The sequence below is a fragment of the Streptomyces sp. NPDC057099 genome (assembly GCF_042671245.1).
GTDB classification, from domain to species: Bacteria; Actinomycetota; Actinomycetes; order Streptomycetales; family Streptomycetaceae; genus Streptomyces; species Streptomyces purpurascens.
In genome coordinates this window covers 1-21,051 of the sequence record NZ_JBHUTX010000078.1, presented here as the reverse complement: position 1 = coordinate 21,051, position 21,051 = coordinate 1, and the positions used below count along the sequence as shown (strand labels likewise).

The 21,051-nt window shown below is 72.4% G+C and carries 14 protein-coding genes; 7 read left to right on the top strand and 7 right to left on the bottom strand.

Annotated elements, in window-relative coordinates:
• Positions 1–2,205: polyribonucleotide nucleotidyltransferase (locus ACFT4A_RS41065; RefSeq protein WP_382841376.1), on the bottom strand; the 2,205-nt coding region annotated here is incomplete at its 3' end.
• 295 nt (positions 2,206–2,500) lie between these two features.
• Entirely contained in the window at positions 2,501–2,788 is a 288-nt protein-coding gene (gene rpsO / locus ACFT4A_RS41060) for a 30S ribosomal protein S15 (protein WP_003993372.1), read from the bottom strand.
• 296 nt (positions 2,789–3,084) lie between these two features.
• Here rpsO and ACFT4A_RS41055 point away from each other — a divergent pair, with 296 nt between their 5' ends.
• The 7 genes from ACFT4A_RS41055 (at position 3,085) to ACFT4A_RS41025 (ending at position 13,715) form a co-directional block, all read left to right on the top strand.
• On the top strand, positions 3,085–3,387 hold the full coding sequence (locus tag ACFT4A_RS41055; RefSeq protein WP_261682803.1) for a DUF397 domain-containing protein: 303 nt from the start codon (positions 3,085–3,087) through the stop codon (positions 3,385–3,387).
• A 466-nt stretch (positions 3,388–3,853) separates the two neighbouring features.
• Positions 3,854–7,555, top strand: a complete 3,702-nt coding sequence (locus tag ACFT4A_RS41050; RefSeq protein ID WP_382841374.1) for an SCO5717 family growth-regulating ATPase — start codon at positions 3,854–3,856, stop codon at positions 7,553–7,555.
• Between the two features lie 297 nt (positions 7,556–7,852).
• Positions 7,853–9,703 (top strand): ABC transporter substrate-binding protein, encoded by a 1,851-nt coding sequence (locus ACFT4A_RS41045; RefSeq protein ID WP_382841371.1) that lies wholly within the window; start codon positions 7,853–7,855, stop codon positions 9,701–9,703.
• Positions 9,704–9,722: 19 nt separating this feature from the next.
• On the top strand, positions 9,723–10,769 hold the full coding sequence (locus tag ACFT4A_RS41040; RefSeq protein ID WP_382841369.1) for an ABC transporter permease: 1,047 nt from the start codon (positions 9,723–9,725) through the stop codon (positions 10,767–10,769).
• Entirely contained in the window at positions 10,766–11,680 is a 915-nt protein-coding gene (locus ACFT4A_RS41035) for an ABC transporter permease (RefSeq protein WP_382841366.1), read from the top strand. The genes ACFT4A_RS41040 and ACFT4A_RS41035 overlap by 4 nt, the downstream gene beginning before the upstream one ends.
• Positions 11,677–12,687, top strand: coding sequence for an ABC transporter ATP-binding protein (locus tag ACFT4A_RS41030; protein ID WP_382841363.1), 1,011 nt, complete (start codon positions 11,677–11,679; stop codon positions 12,685–12,687). The genes ACFT4A_RS41035 and ACFT4A_RS41030 overlap by 4 nt, the downstream gene beginning before the upstream one ends.
• Before the next feature lie 2 nt (positions 12,688–12,689).
• Positions 12,690–13,715, top strand: coding sequence for an oligopeptide/dipeptide ABC transporter ATP-binding protein (locus tag ACFT4A_RS41025; protein WP_382841360.1), 1,026 nt, complete (start codon positions 12,690–12,692; stop codon positions 13,713–13,715).
• 54 nt (positions 13,716–13,769) lie between these two features.
• On the opposite strand, the gene ACFT4A_RS41020 is transcribed toward ACFT4A_RS41025, so the two are convergent.
• From ACFT4A_RS41020 to ACFT4A_RS41000, 5 genes are all read right to left on the bottom strand, one after another.
• A complete protein-coding gene (locus tag ACFT4A_RS41020) occupies positions 13,770–14,732 on the bottom strand; it encodes a bifunctional riboflavin kinase/FAD synthetase (RefSeq protein WP_382841358.1) in 963 nt (320 codons plus the stop codon).
• Between the two features lie 164 nt (positions 14,733–14,896).
• Positions 14,897–18,406: a trypsin-like peptidase domain-containing protein gene (locus ACFT4A_RS41015; protein WP_382841355.1), complete on the bottom strand. Its 3,510-nt coding sequence runs from the start codon at positions 18,404–18,406 to the stop codon at positions 14,897–14,899.
• A 280-nt stretch (positions 18,407–18,686) separates the two neighbouring features.
• Positions 18,687–19,592 carry a tRNA pseudouridine(55) synthase TruB gene (truB, locus tag ACFT4A_RS41010; RefSeq protein ID WP_382841353.1) on the bottom strand — a complete coding sequence of 302 codons (906 nt, stop codon included), beginning with the start codon at positions 19,590–19,592 and terminating at the stop codon, positions 18,687–18,689.
• Positions 19,589–20,041: a 30S ribosome-binding factor RbfA gene (gene rbfA, locus ACFT4A_RS41005; RefSeq protein ID WP_189728170.1), complete on the bottom strand. Its 453-nt coding sequence runs from the start codon at positions 20,039–20,041 to the stop codon at positions 19,589–19,591. Before rbfA ends, truB begins: the two co-directional genes overlap by 4 nt.
• 45 nt (positions 20,042–20,086) lie before the next feature.
• A complete protein-coding gene (locus ACFT4A_RS41000; protein WP_184598380.1) occupies positions 20,087–20,380 on the bottom strand; it encodes a DUF503 domain-containing protein in 294 nt (97 codons plus the stop codon).
• Between the last annotated feature and the right edge of the window lie 671 nt (positions 20,381–21,051).

Below are 21,051 nucleotides of genomic sequence, written 5' to 3'. Positions count from 1 at the left end.
GTCGTCCTTCGTCTCATCGTTCTCTTCGCCCTCGATGACCGGGATCAGGGAGAGCTTGCCGCGGGAGTCGATCTCGGCGATCTCGACCTGGACCTTGTGGCCCACACCGAGGACGTCCTCGACGTTCTCCACGCGCTTGCCGCCGGCGAGCTTGCGGATCTGCGAGATGTGCAGCAGACCGTCCTTGCCCGGGAGCAGCGACACGAACGCGCCGAAGGTGGTCGTCTTCACGACCGTACCCAGGTAGCGCTCGCCGACCTCCGGCATGGTCGGGTTGGCGATGCCGTTGATCGTGGTGCGGGCGGCCTCGGCGGACGGTCCGTCGACCGCGCCGATGTAGATCGTGCCGTCGTCCTCGATCGTGATGTCGGCGCCGGTGTCCTCCTGGATCTGGTTGATCATCTTGCCCTTGGGGCCGATGACCTCACCGATCTTGTCCACGGGGATCTTGACGGTGATGATCCGCGGGGCGTTCGGGGACATCTCGTCCGGCGTGTCGATCGCTTCCATCATCACGTCGAGGATGTGGAGGCGGGCGTCACGGGCCTGCTTGAGAGCGGCGGCCAGGACGGAGGCCGGGATGCCGTCCAGCTTGGTGTCGAGCTGGAGGGCGGTCACGAAGTCCTTCGTGCCGGCGACCTTGAAGTCCATGTCGCCGAAGGCGTCCTCCGCACCGAGGATGTCGGTGAGGGTGACGTAGTGCGTCTCGCCCTCGATCTCCTGGGAGATCAGGCCCATGGCGATACCGGCGACCGGGGCCTTCAGGGGCACACCGGCGTTCAGCAGCGACATGGTGGAGGCGCAGACCGAGCCCATGGACGTCGAGCCGTTGGAGCTCAGCGCCTCGGAGACCTGGCGGATCGCGTAGGGGAACTCCTCGCGCGTCGGCAGGACCGGCACGAGGGCGCGCTCGGCGAGGGCACCGTGGCCGATCTCGCGGCGCTTCGGGGAGCCGACGCGGCCGGTCTCGCCGGTGGAGTACGGCGGGAAGTTGTAGTTGTGCATGTAGCGCTTGCGCGTCACCGGCGACAGCGTGTCGAGCTGCTGCTCCATGCGGAGCATGTTCAGCGTCGTGACACCCAGGATCTGGGTCTCGCCACGCTCGAACACGGCGGAGCCGTGCACCCGCGGGATGGCCTCGACCTCGGCGGCCAGGGTGCGGATGTCGGTGACACCGCGGCCGTCGATGCGCTTCTTCTCCTTGATGACGCGCTCACGGACCAGGGTCTTGGTCAGCGAGCGGTACGCGGCGGAGATCTCCTTCTCGCGGCCCTCGAACTCCGGCAGGAGCTTCTCGGCGGCGAGCGCCTTGACGCGGTCCAGCTCGGACTCGCGCTCCTGCTTGCCGGCGATGGTCAGCGCGGAGGCGAGCTCCGGGCGGACGGCGGCGGTGAGCGCCTCGAGGACGTCGTCCTGGTGGTCCAGGAAGATCGGGAACTCGCCGGTGGGCTTGGCGGCCTTGGCGGCGAGGTCCGACTGGGCCTTGCAGAGGACCTTGATGAAGGGCTTCGCGGCGTCCAGACCGGCGGCGACGACCTCCTCGGTCGGCGCCTCGGCACCGCCCTCGACCAGCTTGATGGTCTTGTCGGTGGCCTCGGCCTCGACCATCATGATCGCGACGTCCCCGTCCTCCAGGACACGGCCGGCGACGACCATGTCGAAGGCGGCGTCCTCGAGCTCGGTGTGCGTCGGGAAGGCCACCCACTGGCCGCGGATCAGCGCGACGCGGACGCCGCCGATCGGGCCGGAGAAGGGCAGGCCGGCCAGCTGCGTGGACGCGGAGGCGGCGTTGATCGCCACGACGTCGTACAGGTGGTCGGGGTTGAGCGCCATGATCGTGGCGACGACCTGGATCTCGTTGCGCAGGCCCTTCTTGAAGGACGGGCGCAGCGGGCGGTCGATCAGGCGGCAGGTGAGGATGGCGTCCTCGGAGGGACGGCCCTCACGGCGGAAGAAGCTGCCGGGGATCTTGCCGGCGGCGTACATCCGCTCCTCGACGTCCACCGTCAGGGGGAAGAAGTCGAGCTGGTCCTTGGGGTTCTTGGAGGCGGTGGTGGCCGACAGCACCATGGTGTCGTCGTCCAGGTACGCCACGGCGGAGCCGGCGGCCTGCTTGGCCAGGCGGCCCGTCTCGAAGCGGATGGTGCGGGTGCCGAAGGCGCCATTGTCGATGACGGCCTCGGCGTAGTGGGTCTCGTTCTCCACTAGCGTTATCTCCTCGTCTTCGTCTCCTGCTGCCCGTGTGGCAGGGGGACGGTTGCGGAGAGCGCGCCGTGCTGTGCGGGCCGGTCTTCGATCGAAGCACCCGGGGCTCGCATTCCCCCGGGGGCCACTACCGAGGACCGGCGGCGGCTAGGTGCGCTTCTCCTCGTTCTGTGTCGTACGTCCTGTGTCGTACGACATGCGTTCTGCTACCACACTACAAAGGGGTGGTGACACTCCGCACGTACAGCAAAGGGAGCGGTCCCCTTTCCCCGGGAACCGCTCCCCTCACGACGTCTTACTTGGCGCCCGCCGCACCACGGCGGATGCCGAGGCGGTCGACCAGCGCACGGAAGCGCTGGATGTCCTTCTTCGCCAGGTACTGGAGAAGGCGGCGACGCTGACCCACGAGAATCAGCAGGCCACGGCGGGAGTGGTGGTCGTGCTTGTGGGTCTTGAGGTGCTCGGTCAGGTCCGAGATGCGGCGCGAGAGCATGGCGACCTGGACCTCGGGGGAGCCGGTGTCGCCCTCCTTCTGGCCGAACTCGGTGATGATCTGCTTCTTCGTAGCGGCGTCGAGCGGCACGCGTACTCCTCGTAGTCTGTGATGGCCACCGAGTGCCCCCGGTCTGTGTCTCGGGGGAGCTTCCGTTACTCGGGAGGCGGGGATCCGCTGGGCGCGGCCTCCAGGGCGGTGGGCTCCGGGGGTGCGTACACAAACGGCCGTCGACCAGGGTACCAGGCGGCCAGGGGCCTCTTTGCCCTGGTCTCCCAACCTCCCGGACGGGACGGTGGGGGCCACTAGGGTGAGCGGGTTCGGATCGTCCGTACGTCGATGATCCGCACTTCGGGAACGGTACGTCGGGAAGGGGTCGCTGCGGCATGGCGGAGACGGCTGAGGAGATCAAGGCACGCAAGGAGCGGGAGCGGGACGAGCTCTACGCCCTCGACATCTCCGGTGTGGAGTGGCACAGCGCGCCGGGCACCGAGGAGCACGAGGAGCGGGTCGAGATCGCGTACCTGCCCGAGGGGGCCGTGGCCATGCGGTCCTCGCTCGACCCGGACACGGTGCTGCGCTACACCGAGGCGGAGTGGCGGGCGTTCGTGCTGGGGGCGCGGGACGGCGAGTTCGATCTGGAGCCGGGGGCGCACGACGGGGAGCCGCAGGCGGAGGCCGGGCGGTAGGTGTCGCGGAGCGCGACGAGGGGTGAGCCGGTGACCGGCCGCCCCTCGTCGCCTTTTTCGTGAGTCGCCTCTTTTGGTGAGTCGCCTCTTTTTGCTGACCTCAAGGCACCTTTCCGGCAAGGTGGTTCGAGGTTCTTCACGTTTATCGCCCTTTTTGTTCACCAAAGTGTGTGCTGCGTACGTCACTTCCGGGCAGCTTCTGAGCAGGTTGTGACGCGGCGGACAGGCGCTCGGGGGTGGACGGGCCTGCCGAGGCGGGGCTTGTGGTGATTAGGCTGGGACGGGGCGCCACGTCAGAACCCGTGGAGTGGGCGTCGGTGCCTCAGGGGGAGAGCGGGGCGCCTGTGGATCGGACGACCTCGGACGACCTCGGTACGCCTCAAATCGACTTCGTACGACGTCGGACGACAAGCAAGGGTCGCCCCAGCACGGCATGAGGGTGCTCGACCACACCAGGAGGAACACTGTGAGCAGCGATCGGGACGGGATCCGCGGGGGCTGGGCGACACCCGGCGATGACCAGCCCGACGCGGAGTCCGCAGCAGAGGTGACGGGCGAGTTCACCATCGACTACGCGCCGCCCGCCTGGTACACGCAGAACGCCTCGGCGAGTTCGGGCTCGGGGCAGGGGGCGGGTGCGTCCGAGGACTCCAGTGCTTCGGGGGCGCCCAAGGGGCCGGTGCCGCCGCTGCCGGGGCTCACTCCGCCGCCGCACGCGAATGCCTCCGCCGGGACCTCGTCCCTTCCGGGGCAGACCTCCGGTCCGTCTCAGGCTCCGGCTCCCGCGCCCGGGGCGCCTTTCACGCCGCCCGCGCCGGCGCCCGCTCCCGGCGCTCCGTTCACGCCGCCCGCACCCGCGCCGGGGACGCCCTTCACTCCGCCCGCGCCCTCCGGGGAGGGTCCTTCCGCCGTTCCCAGGCTTCCGATGAAGGGCGGCTTCGAGCCGCAGGGGTCGCAGCCGCAGGGGCGGCCCGAGACGCCCGCGGCGGATCCGGCCTCTCCCACGGCCGTGCCGAACATCCCCGTCGGTGGGTTCCAGGCGCAGTGGACGCCGTCGGCTCCGCCGGAGGCCCCGGTCGCGCCCGCCACTCCGGAGCAGCCTCCGGTGGCTCCCGCCGCCGCGGAGGTTCCGGCGACGCCGGCGGCTCCGGATGCTGCGGACACTCCCGCTGCTCCGCACACTCCGGCTGCCGGGGATGCCGAGTCGGGGAACGGTGATCTGGAGAGCGGTGCCACCATGCGCTTCTCCGCCGTCGCCCTGAAGCGGGAGATCGCGGAGCGTGCAGCCGAGGCGGAGGTCGAGGCCCGGCTGGACGCGGTGGAGGAGGAGCAGGACAAGGACAAGGACAAGGTCGAGGTCGCGGTCGAGGACAAGGACGAGGTCGAGGAGGCGGACTCGGGCGGTGACGTCGAGGGTGCGCCCTCTGATGACGCCGACGAGGACGGTGACGGCGTCGCCTCCGAGCCTGCGGATGCGGCGGACTCGGTTGACGTGGCTGACGTGGCCGACGTCGCTGACGTGTCCGGTGCGGACGCCCCTGCCTCCGACGATGCCGAGGACGAGGACGAGGACGAGGCTTCGGAGGATGCGGCGGCGGAGGCCGGCGAACCTCAGGACTGGGTGCCTGCGCCCCCGGCGCCGCCCGCGCCCGTGGATGCCGTGCCCGCGGAGGAGGACTCCGCCGCACCCGAGCCGGCCGGCGCGGAGCCCGAGGACACTCCTCTTACGGACGCCCGGCCCGTGAGCTCCGAGCCCGTCGACGCGGAGCCCTCGGACGCCGTGCCTGCCGACGCCGCTCCCGAGGACAGCGTTCCGCAGGACGCCGCCGGGCCGGGTGCGACCGACGCCCCGCCCGCCTGGACTCCCCCGGCCCCACAGGGCGTGCCGCCGCTGCCACCGTCGTACCAGCCGGCCGCGCCGGCGCCCGCGAGCCAGTGGCCCGCACAGCCGCAGGCACAGCCCACGGATCCGGACGCGCCGGCCCAGCCGCAGCCGACGGCCGCGCAGGGGCAGCCGCCCGTGCCGCCCCAGCCGTCGGTACCGGCCCAGCAGCCGCCGTTCCAGCCGCAGGCGCCGCAGCCCGCGCCTGCCGCCTGGAACCAGCAGGCGGCACCCACGCCGCCGCACCAGCCGCCCGCCCAGCCCGCACCGCAGCCCGGCGGCTACGGCTTCCCGCAGCAGGGCGGTCCGGCCCCGGCCGCGCCCCACGCGCAGGGTGGCTACGGCTTCCCGCAGCAGGGCGCACCCACCCCGGCGGCCCAGCAGCCCCCGGCCCAGCAGCCCGACACCCCGCCGGCCCCCGCGCCCAACCCGCAGGGTGGCTACGGCTTCCCCCAGCAGGGCGCACCCAACGCACAGGGCGGCTACGGCTTCCCCCAGCAGGGCGCCCCGGCCCCGGCCGCTCAGCAGCCCGACACCCCTCCGGCCCCCACGCCCAACCCGCAGGGTGGCTACGGCTTCCCGCAGCAGGGCGCACCGGCTCCGACAGGGCCCAACCCCCAGGGCGGCTACGGCTTCCCCCAGCCCGGTGCCCCCAACGCCCAGGGCGGCTACGGCTTCCCCCAGCAGCCCCCGGCCCAGCCGCAGCCGCAGCCCGGCGTGCCCCCGCAGGCGCAGCCGCCGTACCCCGGGCAGGCCGAGCAGCCGGGGCACCCGGGACAGCAGCCCGTGGACCCGCGGACCGGGGCCGCCTGGCCGCAGCCCATGCAGCACGACCAGCGGCAGCCGACCAACCCCGGGGCCGCTCCACTCGGTTACACCGCTGCCGTGGAGCTGTCGTCCGACCGGCTGCTCAACAGCAAGAAGCAGAAGGCGAAGAGCAGCCGTCCGGCGGCCGGTGGCGGTCGGTTCAAGATCGGCGGCAAGAAGGAGGAGGCCGAGCGGCAGCGGAAGCTGGACCTGATCCGCACGCCCGTGCTGTCCTGCTACCGGATCGCCGTGATCAGCCTCAAGGGCGGCGTGGGCAAGACGACCACGACCACCGCGCTCGGCTCCACGCTCGCCACCGAGCGGCAGGACAAGATCCTCGCGATCGATGCCAACCCGGATGCCGGCACCCTCGGGCGCCGAGTGCGGCGGGAGACCGGGGCCACGATCCGTGACCTGGTCCAGGCGATCCCGCACCTCAACTCGTACATGGACATCCGGCGCTTCACGTCCCAGGCTCCGTCCGGGCTGGAGATCATCGCCAACGACGTCGACCCGGCCGTCTCCACGACCTTCAACGACGAGGACTACCGGCGCGCGATCGACGTGCTGGGCAAGCAGTACCCGGTGATCCTCACCGACTCCGGTACCGGTCTGCTCTACAGCGCCATGCGCGGGGTGCTGGACCTCGCCGACCAGCTCATCATCATCTCGACCCCGTCCGTGGACGGCGCGAGCAGCGCGAGCACGACGCTGGACTGGCTGTCCGCGCACGGATACTCCGACCTCGTCTCGCGGTCCCTCACCGTCATCTCCGGTGTGCGCGAGACCGGCAAGATGATCAAGGTCGAGGACATCGTGTCGCACTTCGAGACGCGCTGCCGCGGTGTCGTCGTCGTGCCGTTCGACGAGCACCTCTCCGCCGGTGCCGAGGTCAACCTCGACATGATGCGGCCGAAGGTGCGGGAGGCGTACTTCAACCTCGCGGCGCTGATCGCCGAGGACTTCACCCGTCACCAGCAGGCGCACGGCCTGTGGACCTCCGACGGCAACCCGCCGCCGGTGGCCGCCCCGCCGCTGCCCGGCCAGCAGGTCCCGGGCCAGGCTCCGTACCCCGGCCAGCCGGGCCCCGACCAGCAGGTTCCCGGGCAGCCGGTCCCGGGCCAGCCGGGCCCGTACCCGCAGCAGCCCCAGCCCGGCCAGCCGTACGCGCAGCCGGGACAGCCGTACGCGCAGCCCGGGCAGCCGTACCCCCAGCCGGGGCAGCCCCCGGCCCAGCCCGGTCAGCCGTATCCGCAGGCCGCGGGCCAGCCGCCGTACCCGCAGCAGGGCCAGCCGGGCCCGTACCCGCAGCAGCCGCAGCAGCCACAGCCCGGGCAGCCGTACGCCCAGCCCGGGCAGCCCCCGGCCGCGCCCCCGCAGCCGGGCTACGGCTACCCCCAGCAGGGCCAGCCGGGTCAGCCCGGTTATCCGGCTCAGCCCGACGGTCAGACGCCGCCGCCTCCGCCCCCGACGCAGTAATCGCCTCACCCGATCGGCCCCTTTCGAGGGGCCGATCCCCTTCCTGGCCCGCGCCGTTCCCACTCGGCGCGGGCTTCGGCGCGTTCAGGGGCGAAATCCGTTGCCAGCCCCTGGCCAGGAGGGCGTCAGTGGTCTCGACCAATGGGTGCGGAAAGCTCGCCAATTCGTTATTTCCGCAGGCCACAAGGGGTGAACGTGCCGTTGACGGGTGGAGACGGCCGCTGATACACACTCATCAAACGTCTGACAGCTGATCAACCCGTCCTTCCCGTCCGAGCGATGACGCGAGGTCCGACCATGGGCACGAACGATCAGACACGCAGCCTCCCGCGCGGCCTCCGGCTCGTCGCCGTGGCCGGGGCGGCCGCGCTCACCCTCACCGCCGGGCTCGCCACCCCGCTCGACCCGGCGCCCCAGCAGGCCCGGGCGGCCGACGACGGCAAGGTGCTGACCGTCGCGGTGGCGCAGAGCGTGGACTCGCTCAGCCCGTTCCTGGCGGTCCGGCTGCTCAGTACGAGCATTCACCGGCTCATGTACGAGTACCTGACCAACTACGACCCCAAGGACAACCACGCCATCCCGGGCCTGGCCACCAAGTGGGAGTCGTCGCCGGACAAGCTGACCTGGACGTACACGATCCGCTCCAACTCCAAGTGGTCGGACGGCAAGCAGGCCACCGCCGAGGACGCGGCGTGGACGTTCAACAAGATGATGACCGACGAGGGCGCGGCCACGGCGAACGGCAGCTACGTCGGCAACTTCAAGAAGGTGACGGCCCCGAGCCCCACCGAGCTGGTCGTCGAGCTGAAGAAGCCGCAGGCCACGATGACCTCCCTCGATGTGCCGATCGTGCCGAAGCACGTGTGGGAGAAGGTCTCGGACTTCTCCGAGTTCAACAACGACAAGAACTTCCCGGTCGTCGGGAACGGGCCGTTCACGCTGACCGACTACAAGGCCGACAGCTACGTCCGACTCAAGGCCAACAAGGGCTTCTGGCGCGGGGCCGCGAAGTTCGACGAGGTCGTCTTCCGCTACTACAAGGACCAGGACGCGGCGGTGTCGGCGCTGCGCAAGGGCGAGGTGTCCTTCGTCGCCGGGTCGCCGTCCCTGACCCCCGCTCAGGCGGCTTCCCTGGAGGGCGCGGACAACATCCAGGTCAATGACGCCCCGGGCCGCCGCTTCTACGCCCTCGCCACCAACCCGGGCGCGAAGGCCAAGAACGGCAAGAAGTTCGGCGACGGCCACCCCTCCCTGCTGGACCAGCGGGTGCGCAACGCGCTGTTCATGGCCGTCGACCGCGAGGCCATCATCGAAAAGGTGTTCCAGGGACACGCGGTCGAAGGCGAGGGTTACATCCCGCCGCGCTTCCAGAACTACTTCTGGAAGCCGTCCGCCGACCAGAAGCTGGCGTACGACCCGGCCGAGGCGGCCCGGCTGCTCGACCAGGCGGGTTACAAGAAGAACGGCGACGGCAAGCGCGTCGGCAAGGACGGCAGGCCCATCAGCTACCGCGTGCTGTGCCACGCCACCGACCCGAACGACAAGGCGGTCGGCAAGTACCTCCAGGAGTGGTGGGGCGAGCTCGGCATCGGCGTCCAGCTGAACTGCCTGGACAACGTGACCGACCCCTGGCTCGCCGGGAAGTACGACCTGGCGTTCGACGGCTGGTCGGTCAACCCCGACCCGGACTTCGTGATGTCCATCCACACCTGCGGCGCCCTCCCGGCGACCCCCGAGGACACGGGTGCGACGGACAACTTCATCTGCGACAAGAAGTACGACGAGCTCTACGCCCGGCAGCTCGCCGAGTACGACCCCGCCAAACGGGCGGACATCGTCCAGCAGATGGAGTCGCGACTGTACGACCTCGGGTACATGAACGTCATGGCGTATCCGAACGCGGTCGAGGCCTACCGGACGGACCAGATCAAGTCGATCACCACCATGCCGGCGAAGGCGGGGAACATCTACGGCCAGGACGGCTACTGGAGCTGGTGGTCGGCGGTTCCGGCGGACTCCGGCGGGTCGTCGGACAACGCGTCGTCGACCGGGGTCGTGGTCGGGATCGTCGCCGCTGTCGTGCTCCTCGCGGGGCTCGGCGGGTTCGCTGTCATGCGGCGGCGGGCCACCGCCGAGGACCGCGAGTAGCGCGGGCGAGCGGGCATCCATGACCGCTGACGCGACACCCGCGCTGGTCGAGGAGCGGGAACCGGCGGCCGGGCCCCGGGTACGCAAGGGCTCCGCGTACCCGCGGTACCTGGCGGGCAAGGTGGCCGGGGCCGCCGTATCGCTGCTGGCCGTGCTCGTCACCAGCTTCTTCCTCTTCCGGCTGATCCCCGGCGACCCGGTGAAGACCATGACGGGCGGCCGTCAGGTGTCGGCCGAGCAACTGGCCGCCTATCGCAGGGAGTTCGGGCTCGACCTGCCGCTGTGGCGGCAGTTCACCGACTACTGCGGCAAGGCGCTCACGGGCGACTTCGGGACGTCGTACCAGTTCCGCGCGCCCGTCGTCGACAAGATCACCGAGGCGCTGCCGAACACCCTGCTGCTCACCGGGACCGCCTTCGTCCTGTACACCGCGCTGGGCATCTTCCTCGGCACGCGCTCGGCGTGGCGGCGCGGCACGGTCGGGGACCGGGTCAACACCGGTCTCGCGCTGACGCTGTACTCCATCCCGTCCTTCTGGCTCGGGCTGCTGCTGATCATCGTGCTGTCGGTGGGCATCGGCCCGCTCCCCGGGATGTTCCCCACCGGCGGCATGGAGTCGGGCGGCAAGGAGGGCTTCGCGTACGTCCTCGACGTGGCGCACCATCTGGTGCTGCCGGTGGCGACGCTGGTGGCGGTGGAGTACGGGCAGACGCTGCTGGTCACGCGGTCGGCGCTGCTGGACGAGATGGGCAGCGACTATCTGACGACCGCGCGGGCCAAGGGGCTGCGCGACGACCTCGTGCGGCGCCGGCACGCCGTGCCGAACGCGCTGCTGCCGACCGTGACGCTGATCTTCATCAACCTCGGCCGGACGGTGGCGGGCGTGATCCTCGTGGAGACGGTGTTCTCCTGGCCCGGGCTCGGCGGGCTGTTCTACCAGGCCCTGAGCGTGCCCGATCTGCCGCTGGTGCAGGGTCTGTTCTTCGTGTTCGCCGCCGCGGTGATCGTGATGAACACCCTCGCCGACCTGGTCTATCCGCTGCTGGACCCCCGGGTGGCCCGATGACGACGACGACCGAGACGGCCCTGAGCCCGCGCGCCCTCGCCCGGCAGCGCCGCCGGGCCTCCGTCGCGCGCTTCTGGCGGCAGTACCGCGCCGAGCGGGCGGGGCTGTACGGCCTGACCGCGCTCGCGCTGTGCGCGCTGCTGGCCTTGTTCGCTCCGCTGTTCGTCGGCTCGGACGTGAGCAGTGTGACCGAGGCGCCGGGGCGTCCGATGCAGAGCCCGAGCGCCGAGTTCCCGCTCGGCACCGACCAGTTCGGCCGTGACCTGCTGGGCCTGGTGATCTGGGGCTCGCGGGTGTCGCTGCTGGTCGGGCTGCTGGCCGCCGTGCTGTCGGTGGCGATCGGCACGCTGATCGGGGTGACGGCCGGGCATTTCAAGGGCTGGTACGCGACGGTGATGATGCGGATCACCGACTGGTTCCTGGTCATGCCGACGCTGGTGCTGGCGATCGCCCTGGCCACCGTGATGTCCCGCTCGCTGACCACGACCGTCGTGGCGATCGGCGTCACCACCTGGCCGACCACGGCCCGGCTGGTGCGGGCGCAGACGCTGGCGGTGGAGACCCGGCCGTACATCGAGCGGGCCAAGGCGCTCGGCGGCGGGCACGGGCACATCATGTCCCGGCACGTCCTGCCCAACGTCATGCCGCTGGTGCTGGCCCAGACGACCCTGATCATCTCCTCGGCGATCCTCGCCGAGGCGACACTCGCCTTCCTCGGCCTGGGCGACCCCACGGTCGTGTCGTGGGGCGGGCTGCTGCAGGACGCGCGGGAGGCGGGCGCGGTCAGTGCCGGGGACTGGTGGTACCTGGTACCGCCGGGCATCGCCATCGCCGTGGTGGCGCTGGCGTTCACGCTGTGCGGACGGGCCGTGGAGTCCGTCCTCAACCCCAGGCTGGGGGTGTCACGTTGAGTCTGCTCGACGTCAGGGATCTGACGGTGACGTACGCGGGCGGTGCGGCCGCCGTGCGCGGCGTCGACCTGCGCCTGGACGCGGGCCAGAAGCTCGGCCTGGCCGGCGAGTCCGGCTGCGGCAAGTCCACGCTGGCCCTGGCCCTGCTGCGGCTGCTGCCGACGGGCACCCGGATCACCGGGGAGGTGCTCCTCGACGGCGAGGACGTGCTGACGATGAAGTGGGGCCGGGTGCGGGCGGTCCGCTGGGCGGGAGCCTCCGTCGTCTTCCAGGGCGCGATGCACTCGCTGAACGCCGTGCACCGCATCGGCGACCAGATCGCCGAGCCGATCCTGCTGCACAGGAAGGCGACTCCGGCCGGAGCGAAGAAGAAGACCGGCGAGCTGCTGGAGCAGGCCGGCCTGCCCGCCGCCCGCGCGGACGCCTACCCGCACGAGCTGTCCGGCGGCCAGCGCCAGCGCGTGATGATCGCCATGGCGCTGGCCTGCGACCCCCGGCTGGTCATCGCCGACGAGCCGACCACCGCGCTCGACGTGATGATCCAGGCGCAGATCCTCCGGCTCATCGAACAGCTCGTGGCCGACCAGGATCTCGGTCTGATCATGATCAGCCACGATCTGGCGGTCCTGGCCGACACCTGCGACCGGCTCGCGGTGATGTACGCGGGCCGGGTGGTCGAGGAGGGCCGGGCCGCCGAGGTGTACGAGAACGCCCGGCACCCGTATGCCAGGGCCCTGTCGGCCGCGTTCCCGCGCATCGGCGACCCGTCGTCCCGCTTCGCGCCGCAAGGACTGGCGGGCGACCCGCCCGACCCGTCCGCGCTGCCGTCCGGCTGCACGTTCCATCCCCGGTGCCCGGTGGCACTGGAGTCCTGCGTCGAGGAGGACCCGGTGCTGCGCGAGGCCGGGCCCGAACGCCGGGCGGCATGCGTCCTGGTCGGCGATCCGGTGAACGAGGCACGCGAGAATCCCGACGCCCTGGAGGAAGCGAGGCCCGGCACGCCATGACCATGACCCCCGCGGCATCCGACGTCACCACGGCACCCCTGCTGAGCGCCCAGGGCCTGTACGTCACGTTCCCCGGCCGGCACGGCGGGCCCCGGGCCCGCGCGGTGGACGGGGTGGACCTCGACATCCGGCCCGGCGAGATCGTCGCGCTGGTCGGCGAGTCCGGCTGCGGCAAGACGACCCTGGCCCGCTCGCTGCTGGGCCTGGTCGAACCGACCGCGGGCCGGGTCACCTTCGACGGCCGACCCCTGGAGTACTCCGGCCGGTCCCTGAAGGCGTACCGCAAGCGCGTCCAGCTGGTCCTGCAGGACCCGAGCGGCTCGCTCAACCCACGGCACACGGTGTACGACGCGGTCGCCGAGGGGCTGCGCATCCACGGCTACGGCGGCGACGAACGGACCGCGGTCGCCGAGGCCCTCTCCCGGGCCGGGCTACGGCCCCCGGAGCGCTTCTTCCTGCGCTATCCGCACGAGCTGTCCGGCGGGCAGCGCCAGCGGGTCGTCATCGCGGGCGCGCTCGTCCTGGAACCCGAACTCCTCGTCGCCGACGAGCCGGTGGCGTCCCTGGACGCCTCCGTACGCGGTGAGATCCTCGCCCTGCTCCTGCGGCTACGCACCGAGCTCGGCCTGTCCGCGCTGGTCGTCACGCACGACCTGGGCCTGGCGTGGAACATCGCCGACCGGGTCGCCGTGATGTATCTGGGCCGGATCGTGGAGACGGGCGCGGTGGAACAGGTACTGACCGCACCCCGGCATCCGTACACCCAGGCCCTGCTGTCCGTACTCCCGGAGGCCCCGGGCGCCCCGGTGATCCTCACCGGCGAGCCTCCGGACCCGTCGCGCATCCCGTCCGGCTGCCGCTTCCACGTCCGCTGCCAGATCCTCGCCGACGGCGAGGCGGCCCGGGCGGGCGTGGCAGACGCATGCAGGGGCCAGGATCTCGAGGTGCTGAGCGGGGGTGGGGAGTCGCAGGTGGCCTGCCACTGGGCAGTTTCAACAGCGCCCCAAAGGGGCGCGGGGCTGTGCTGATGTGCGGCTCCGCCGCGTGGGCGCGACAAGCCACAAAGCACCCGCAGGCGGCACTCAGCAGCCCTGGACAGCCCCCTCAGCCGCCACCAACTCCCGACACTTCTTGACGTCCTGCCCCATCTGCTCCAGCAGCGCGTCAAGCGTGTCGAACTTGGCCTGCCCCCGCACGAACGCCAGAAAATCGACGGCGACATGCAACCCGTACAGATCCAGCCCGACCCGGTCGATGGCATACGCCTCGACCGTGCGCTCGGTCCCCTCGAACTGCGGATTCGTCCCGACGGAGATCGCCGCCGGCATCACTTCGCCCTGGGCATGCAGCCACCCGGCATACACACCGTCGGCCGGGATGGCCGTGTGCGGCAGCGTCTCGACATTGGCCGTCGGGAAGCCCAGCTCGCGCCCGCGCTGGGCGCCTCGGACGACGACGCCCTCGACCCGGTGCGGCCGCCCCAGGATCTCCCCCGCACCCTCGACATCGCCCTCGCCGACCAACCGCCGCGTCAGCGTGGAGGAGAACGGCTCCCCGCCGCCCGCCTCACCCGTCACGTACAGGTCGACGACCTCGACCTCGAAGTCGTAGGTCTTGCCCTGCGTGGCCAGGAACTCCACGTTGCCGGCGGCCTTGTGGCCGAAGCGGAAGTTGGGGCCCTCGACGACGGCCTTGGCGTGCAGCTTGTCGACGAGCACCTTGACGACGAAGTCCGCCGGGGAGAGCTTCGAGAACTCGGTCGTGAAGGGCAGGATGAGCACCGCGTCCACGCCCAGGTCGGCCATGAGTTCGGCGCGGCGGTGGTGCGGGGCGAGCAGCGGGGGGTGGCTGCCGGGCCGCACGACCTCGCTGGGGTGCGGGTCGAAGGTGACGACGACCGCGGGCACCCCCAGCTCCCGGGCGCGGTTCACGGCATGCCGGATGATCAGCTGGTGTCCGCGGTGGACTCCGTCGTAGGAGCCGATGGTGACGACGCTGCGCCCCCAGTCCTGGGGGATGTCCTCCAAGCCACGCCAGCGCTGCACTGTGCCTGCTCCTTGTCGAAAGCTCGTCGAACCGTGTCCGTGGTTGTCCGTGGTTGCCTCGTGCGCAGGTCTAAGGGTGCCATGCCGCATGCCTCCGGCCCTCATCGGCATGGGCTGTGACAGGACGCACGACGCCCGGGCCGGTCCGGCCCGGCGCCATCCTGTCAGGCGGGGACGCGTACGCCCGCCAGATTCTCGATCATCCGGTGGGTACTCGGCCCGACCACGGCCGCCCACTCCTCGGGCGCGTCGGCCAGCCAGCCGGCCGCGCGGGCGGCGAAACCGGTCACGTGCCGGCCCAGGTCGACGAAGGCGCGGTCGAAGCGGCCGGCGCCCTCCGGGGTGCGCACGAGGAGCAGACCGACGCGGTGGACGAGGTCGCGCAGGTCGTCGCCGCTGTTCCGGGCGGCGGCCTGGAGCAGCGCGTCCAGCACATCGGTGTCGTGCTCGCGGGCCAGGAGCGCGTCGCGCAGTTCGCGGCGCAGCGGGCGGGAGGCGGGGATGCCGGGCGGGGTGAGGACGGCGGCGAGGGCGCACCGCAGCCGTACCGTCCCGCCGTCCAGCAAGCCGCTGACCAGGGGCAGCAGCACGGCCCGTGCTTCCGGGCCCCGGTCGAGCCGCTGGTCGACGTACGCGGCCAGCTGCCCGGCGAGTTCCGGCCGCAGCTCCGCCGCTTCCCGGAGCAGTGCGGCGACCCGCCGGGCCAGGCCGGGCGGGGTGGCGTCGGCGAGCGCCCGCAGTGCCTCCTCCGCGTCCGGCCGCCGCAGCCGCTGCGCGAAGGCGACGAGGACCGGCTCGGGGTGGGCCAGGAGGGCTCCGGCCGGCACGTCCTGAGGGAAGCGCGGGTCGCCCGCCGCGAAGCACTCCAGCGCGCGCGGGAGGTACTTGGCCCGGGTGTGCGGGTCCTGGACGAGGAGGGCGAGTGCGCCACCGTGCAGGGCGTGGCCCGCGGGGCGGGCGAGCAGGGCGAGGGCCGCGTAGCGCAGGAGGGCGCGGTCCTCCCCTGCGCTCACGTGCGGTGCGACACGGAGTCCGTGCGCCACCGCGGCGACCCGGCGCGCCGGCCGCTCGTCGAGCGCCCAGCGGTCCACGGCCCGGCACATCGCCGACGGTTCCTCCTCGGCCAGCACGGCGAGCAGTTCGTCGGCCCGCGGGTGCGCGCGGCCTACGAGCATGTCCGTCAGCTCGTCCAGGGCCCGCCCGCGGTGGGTGTGCAGCAGCGCCTGGGCGGCCGTGGCCACGGTCGCGTGCGGGGTGGCGGGCAGCGGTCGCTCGTCGTCGAACCAGTCGGCGAGCAGCGGTTGCACGCCCGTGGGGTCGGCGGTGAGCTGCCGCGCCACGGCGTCGAGGAAACGGGGACCGGCCTCGCACGGCGGGCCGTCGGCGTGGATCAGCCGCCGCAGCAGCCCGAGGCGCACGTCCCGCGGCAGCCGCAGGCCGGTCCAGAAGGCGGGCCCGACCTCCTCCGGCACGGGCCGCTCCTGCCGCCGCCAGGCCACGACGCGGTCGGCGAGCAGCCGCAGCACCTCGGCGTAGGGAGTCGCGTCGGGCACGGCCGACAGGGTCCCGGCGAGCAGCCGGGCGGCCCACCAGGACCGCGGGTCGGCGTCCAGAGCGTGCACCAGGTCCGCCAGCCGGGAGGCCGTCCGACCGGTGCCGTGCTGGCGGGCGAGGAACAGCAGCGCCTGGATCACGGGCCCGATGCGATGGTGCGGCACGGGGTCGGGCATCGGTTCCTCGCGGCGGTGGACGAGGGCCTGCAGGGCCTCGTCGAGGTCTAGGTGCATGCCCTGGAGCCAGTCGGCGAGTTCCTCGTGGGCGAAGCGGTAGCCGGGTCCGGCGGGCACGAGCAGGCCCTCGTCGAGGACGGCCTGCCCCCAGCCGGTGCCGCCGCCGAGCCGCGCGGGGGCGGGCCCCCACGGGAACACCGCCTCGAACGCCTCCCGGTCCACATCCCCCGGCCCGGGGCCGAGGCCGCGCCGGGCTGCCTCGTGCACCTGCCCGGAGACCTTGGCGGCCAGCCGGCGTACGGCGGTGCCGCGGAGGCCGTTCCCGTCGGCCAGGCGGGCGGCGATACGCAGGGACATCAGGTCCAGGTAGGCCGCGAAGACGTCGTGCCGGTCGGCGGGGGCGGCGGGCACGCCGGGGGCACCGCCGAGGGCGGCCCCGACTTGCCGGTGGACGGTGCCGGCAGGCAGCACCGGCACATCGGCGAAGGCGACCCCGTCGTGCCGTGCGGCGGTGCCGGCAAGCAGGACCGGGGCATCGGCGAGGGCGGCCCGGATCTCGGCGAGCAGCCGGAGGGCCAGGGGATGCCGGGCGTCGGTGTCGGCGAGGGCGCCGTCCGGGATGCCGTGCCGCAGGCGGGCCTCCCGGGCCTCGTCCTCGGTGAGATCGCCGAGGCGTACACACGCGGGCCGCGCTTCCGCACCGGCCGGCCCGTGCAGTACCCCGGCCGGGAACGGCGTCCCCTCCCAGTACTCCGCCCGGCACGCCACGACCAGCCGCGCTCCCGTCTCCCGCAGCCACCGCACCGTCCCGTCCGTCCAGGCGGCCAGACGGCGGGCCAGGGCCGGCGGCATCTCCTCGGGAGCGTCCAGGAGCAGCAGCAGCGGGCGGCCGAAGGCGCGGGCGAGGCCGGCGAGGTGCTCGGGCGTGGTGTCGCCGAGGTCGGCCCGGAAGGGGGCCCGGTCGGCGGCCACGGCCAGGGCGGCCCGGCCCAGCGCCCGGCTCGCCGCGTCCGCCAGCGACGCGTCGTCGTCCCGCAGTTCGGATCCGCGCAGCCACAGCGTGGGGTGCCCGCTGCGGTCCCGGCGGGCCGCGAGCGCCGCGAGTTCCGTCGTACGGCCGCTGCCGGGCGGCCCGACGAGGCCGAGGACGGCGGCCGGGCCTGCCGTGAAGGCGCTGAACTCGGCCGCCACAGCGGCCCGTTCGACGGGTTCCGGAAGGCAGGCGGGGCCGTCCTGTGCCACCGATGTGCCGGTCAGCTCCAGCACTCCGGCCAGGTTGAGGTCGGCGCCGTACGCGGGGACCGTCGCCGCGTTCTCGGCGAGCAGCTCGGCGAGCGGGCCCGCCGCTCCAGGGGCCCGGGGGTGCAGCGGCACGGCGAAACCGACGTCGCTGTGGTCGGAACTGAGCGCCGTACCGAGCACACCGACGACGGCACCGGTCACGGCGTCGAGCACGGGGCCGCCGGCCGCTCCGCCGGCCGGCCGCAGCGCGTCCCGCCCCGCCGTGCCGACCGCCAGCTCCAGCGCGTCGAGACGGTGGGCGTGGTTCCCGGCCGTGTACGTCGCGGCGGCCGAGCCCAGGACACGTGCCTCGCGCCAGCCGCCGGCGGCGATCCGTACATACGTGCCGGTCCGGGTCCCGTCCCGCACGGTGACCGGCAGCGGCGGCACATCGAGGCCGTCGGTGTGGACGAGGGCCAGGTCCAGGGCGGGCAGCGGGGTGACCGCGTCGGCGGTCACGACACGGCGGCGGTCACCGGCCCCGCGCAGGACGAACCGGGGCAGTCCGTCGACGGCCTCGTGGCTGGTGACGAGCGTGCCGTGGTGGTCGGCCAGGAAGCCGGTGCCGCGGGGGCGGCCGGTGAGGTCGTGGATCCGGACGAGGGCTTCTTCGGGGGCCCGGCCCGCCTGCTCCGCTGCCGCCGTTGCCTGATCCGACGCCATCGTCGAGCCTCCCCGCCGTACACCCGTGCCCTCGCGGGTTCGACGGTAGGGGCGAGATGATCAGCGGGACAGGCCGCTGGCCGAAAGCGCCCCCTTCCGCTCCCCCCGTTCACTCCGAGCGCCCGCACGGACGGGTGAACCGAGGGGGACGGCTGGATACACCCTAGGGGTGGGGGAACCGAGGGGGGACCGTGGAGCGGCGGCAGTGGAGGTACCCCGTGGTCGCCGCTCCACGGGCGGAAACCGGTCCCCGGTCCCTCGGTCCGTCCCGGTCCGCCTGTCAGCCGAAGACGGCCAGGCTCTTGGCCTTGCCCCGCTGCTCCTCGACGAGGGCGAGGAAGCCGCCCTCCGGGTCGAAGACGGCGACGGGGCCGGAGCCCGCGTACTCGTCGGGCATCTCCAGCCGTACGCCGTTGGTGAGCAGCTTGGCCCGCCGGGCGTCGACGTCCCAGCGCGGGAAGGCGGCCGTCGCGGCCTCGGCGATCGGCATCACGGTCAGCTCCTGCTGATGCTGATCGAGCGTGCGGGCCGCGTCCAGCTTGTAGGGGCCGACGCGGGTACGGCGCAGGGCGGTGAGATGACCGCCGACACCGAGGTCGGCGCCCAGGTCGCGGGCCAGGGCCCGGATGTACGTACCGGAGGAGCAGACGACCGACACGACCAGGTCGAGTACGGGCGTGCCGTCCTCGGCGACGGCCTCCCTGACGTCGTACACGCCGAAGGAGGAGACCGTGACGGGCCGGGCCGGGATGTCGAACTCCTCGCCCTCCCTGGCCCGCTTGTAGGACCGCACCCCGTTGATCTTGATGGCGCTGACCTTGGACGGCACCTGCATGATGTCGCCGGACAGCTTGGCGACACCGGCGTCGATGGCCTCGCGGGTGACCGCGGAGGCGTCGGCGGAGGAGGTGAGCTCCCCCTCGGCGTCGTCCGTGAGGGTGTTCTGCCCGAGCCGGATGGTGCCCAGGTACTCCTTCTCGGTCAGCGCGAGGTGGCCGAGGAGTTTGGTCGCCCTCTCGACGCCGAGGACGAGGACGCCCGTCGCCATCGGGTCGAGGGTGCCGGCGTGCCCGACGCGTCGTGTTCTGGCGATGCCGCGCATCTTGGCGACGACGTCGTGCGAAGTGAAGCCCGACGGCTTGTCGACGATGACGAGGCCGTCGGGCGTGGTGTGCTTCCGGGTCATTCGGCGGTGTCGTCCGTCTCGTCGTCCTCGTCCGGCTTGCGGTACGGGTCGGCTTCACCGGCGTACTTCGCGCCGGCGGAGGCCTCGCGTACCTTCTCGTCGGACTGGCGCGCCTTGTCGAGGAGGTCCTCGATGTTGCGGGCCGTGTCGGGGAGGGCGTCCATGACGAAGGTCAGGGTCGGCGTGAACTTCACGCCGGCGGCCCGGCCCACCTCGGAGCGCAGGATGCCCTTGGCGCTCTCCAGGCCGGCTGCGGCCTCGTTGCGCTCCTCGTCGTCCCCGTACACGGTGTAGAAGACGGTCGCCTCCCGCAGGTCACCCGTGACACGGGTGTCCGTGATGGTGACGTGCGAGCCGAGCCGCGGGTCCTTGATCCCGCGCTGCAGCTTCTGGGCCACCACCTCTCGGATGAGGTCCGCCAGCCTTTTAGCCCGCGCGTTGTCGGCCACTGGTCCGTCTCCCGTTCTTTCCTGTCTGGGTCGTTCTCTGGGTCGTCAGTCGTCTTCGCCGTGGAAGCGCCGCCTGACGGACAGCAGTTCCACCTCGGGGCGGGCGGCGACCAGCCGTTCGCACCGGTCGAGCACCTCGCTCAGGTGCCCCGCGTCGCCGGATACCAACGCGAGGCCTACGACGGCCCTGCGGTGGAGGTCCATATGGTCCACCTCGGCCGCGCTCACCGCGTACTTGCGCTGGAGCTCGGCGACGATGGGGCGGACGACGGAGCGCTTCTCCTTCAGCGACCGGACGTCGCCGAGGAGCAGGTCGAAGGACAGAGTCCCCACGTACATGTGTATCCGGATGACCCGCCGGTACGGGATCGATGGCCCTGCGGTTGGGTGGCAGGGACATCAAGAACGGTACCGCGAACCTGCCGGTGGCTCGACGGGGTTTCCTTTGCCCGCCCACCCGCCCGACACGGTCGGCCAGAAGACCCGGCCCCCTGGGGCTCCGCCCCAGACCCCGGCCCTCCGCCCGACCGACACCCGACGCGGTGGGTTGGAAGTACTGCCCAGGGCTCCGCCCCGGACCCGGCGGGGACTACGTCCCCTGCACCCCTCACAGGGCTTCACCGCAGCACTCCGGCCGAACTCTCCGCAGCACCCCGGCCGACGCACCTCCCACTCCCGGCCGCGACGCCCGAGCGCCCCGACCAGTTCGCCTGAGCGCCCCCGGCCGACACGCTCCAGCACACCGACCAGCTCACCTCAGTAACCTGGTCCGAACGGCCTCAGCACCCGACCCGGCCTGCCTCAGCAGCCCGGCCTGAATGCCTCGCCGCCCTATCCGGCAGACCTCAGCACCCCGGTCAGAGTGCCTCAGCGCCCCGACCGGCCTGCCTCAGTAACCCGGCCTGAATGCCTCAGCACCCGACCCGGCCCGCCTCAGCAGCCCGGCCCGAACACCTCTCGGCACCCCGACCGGCCTGCCAACGGCCAGCCGGCCGACGCGGCGTATGCCG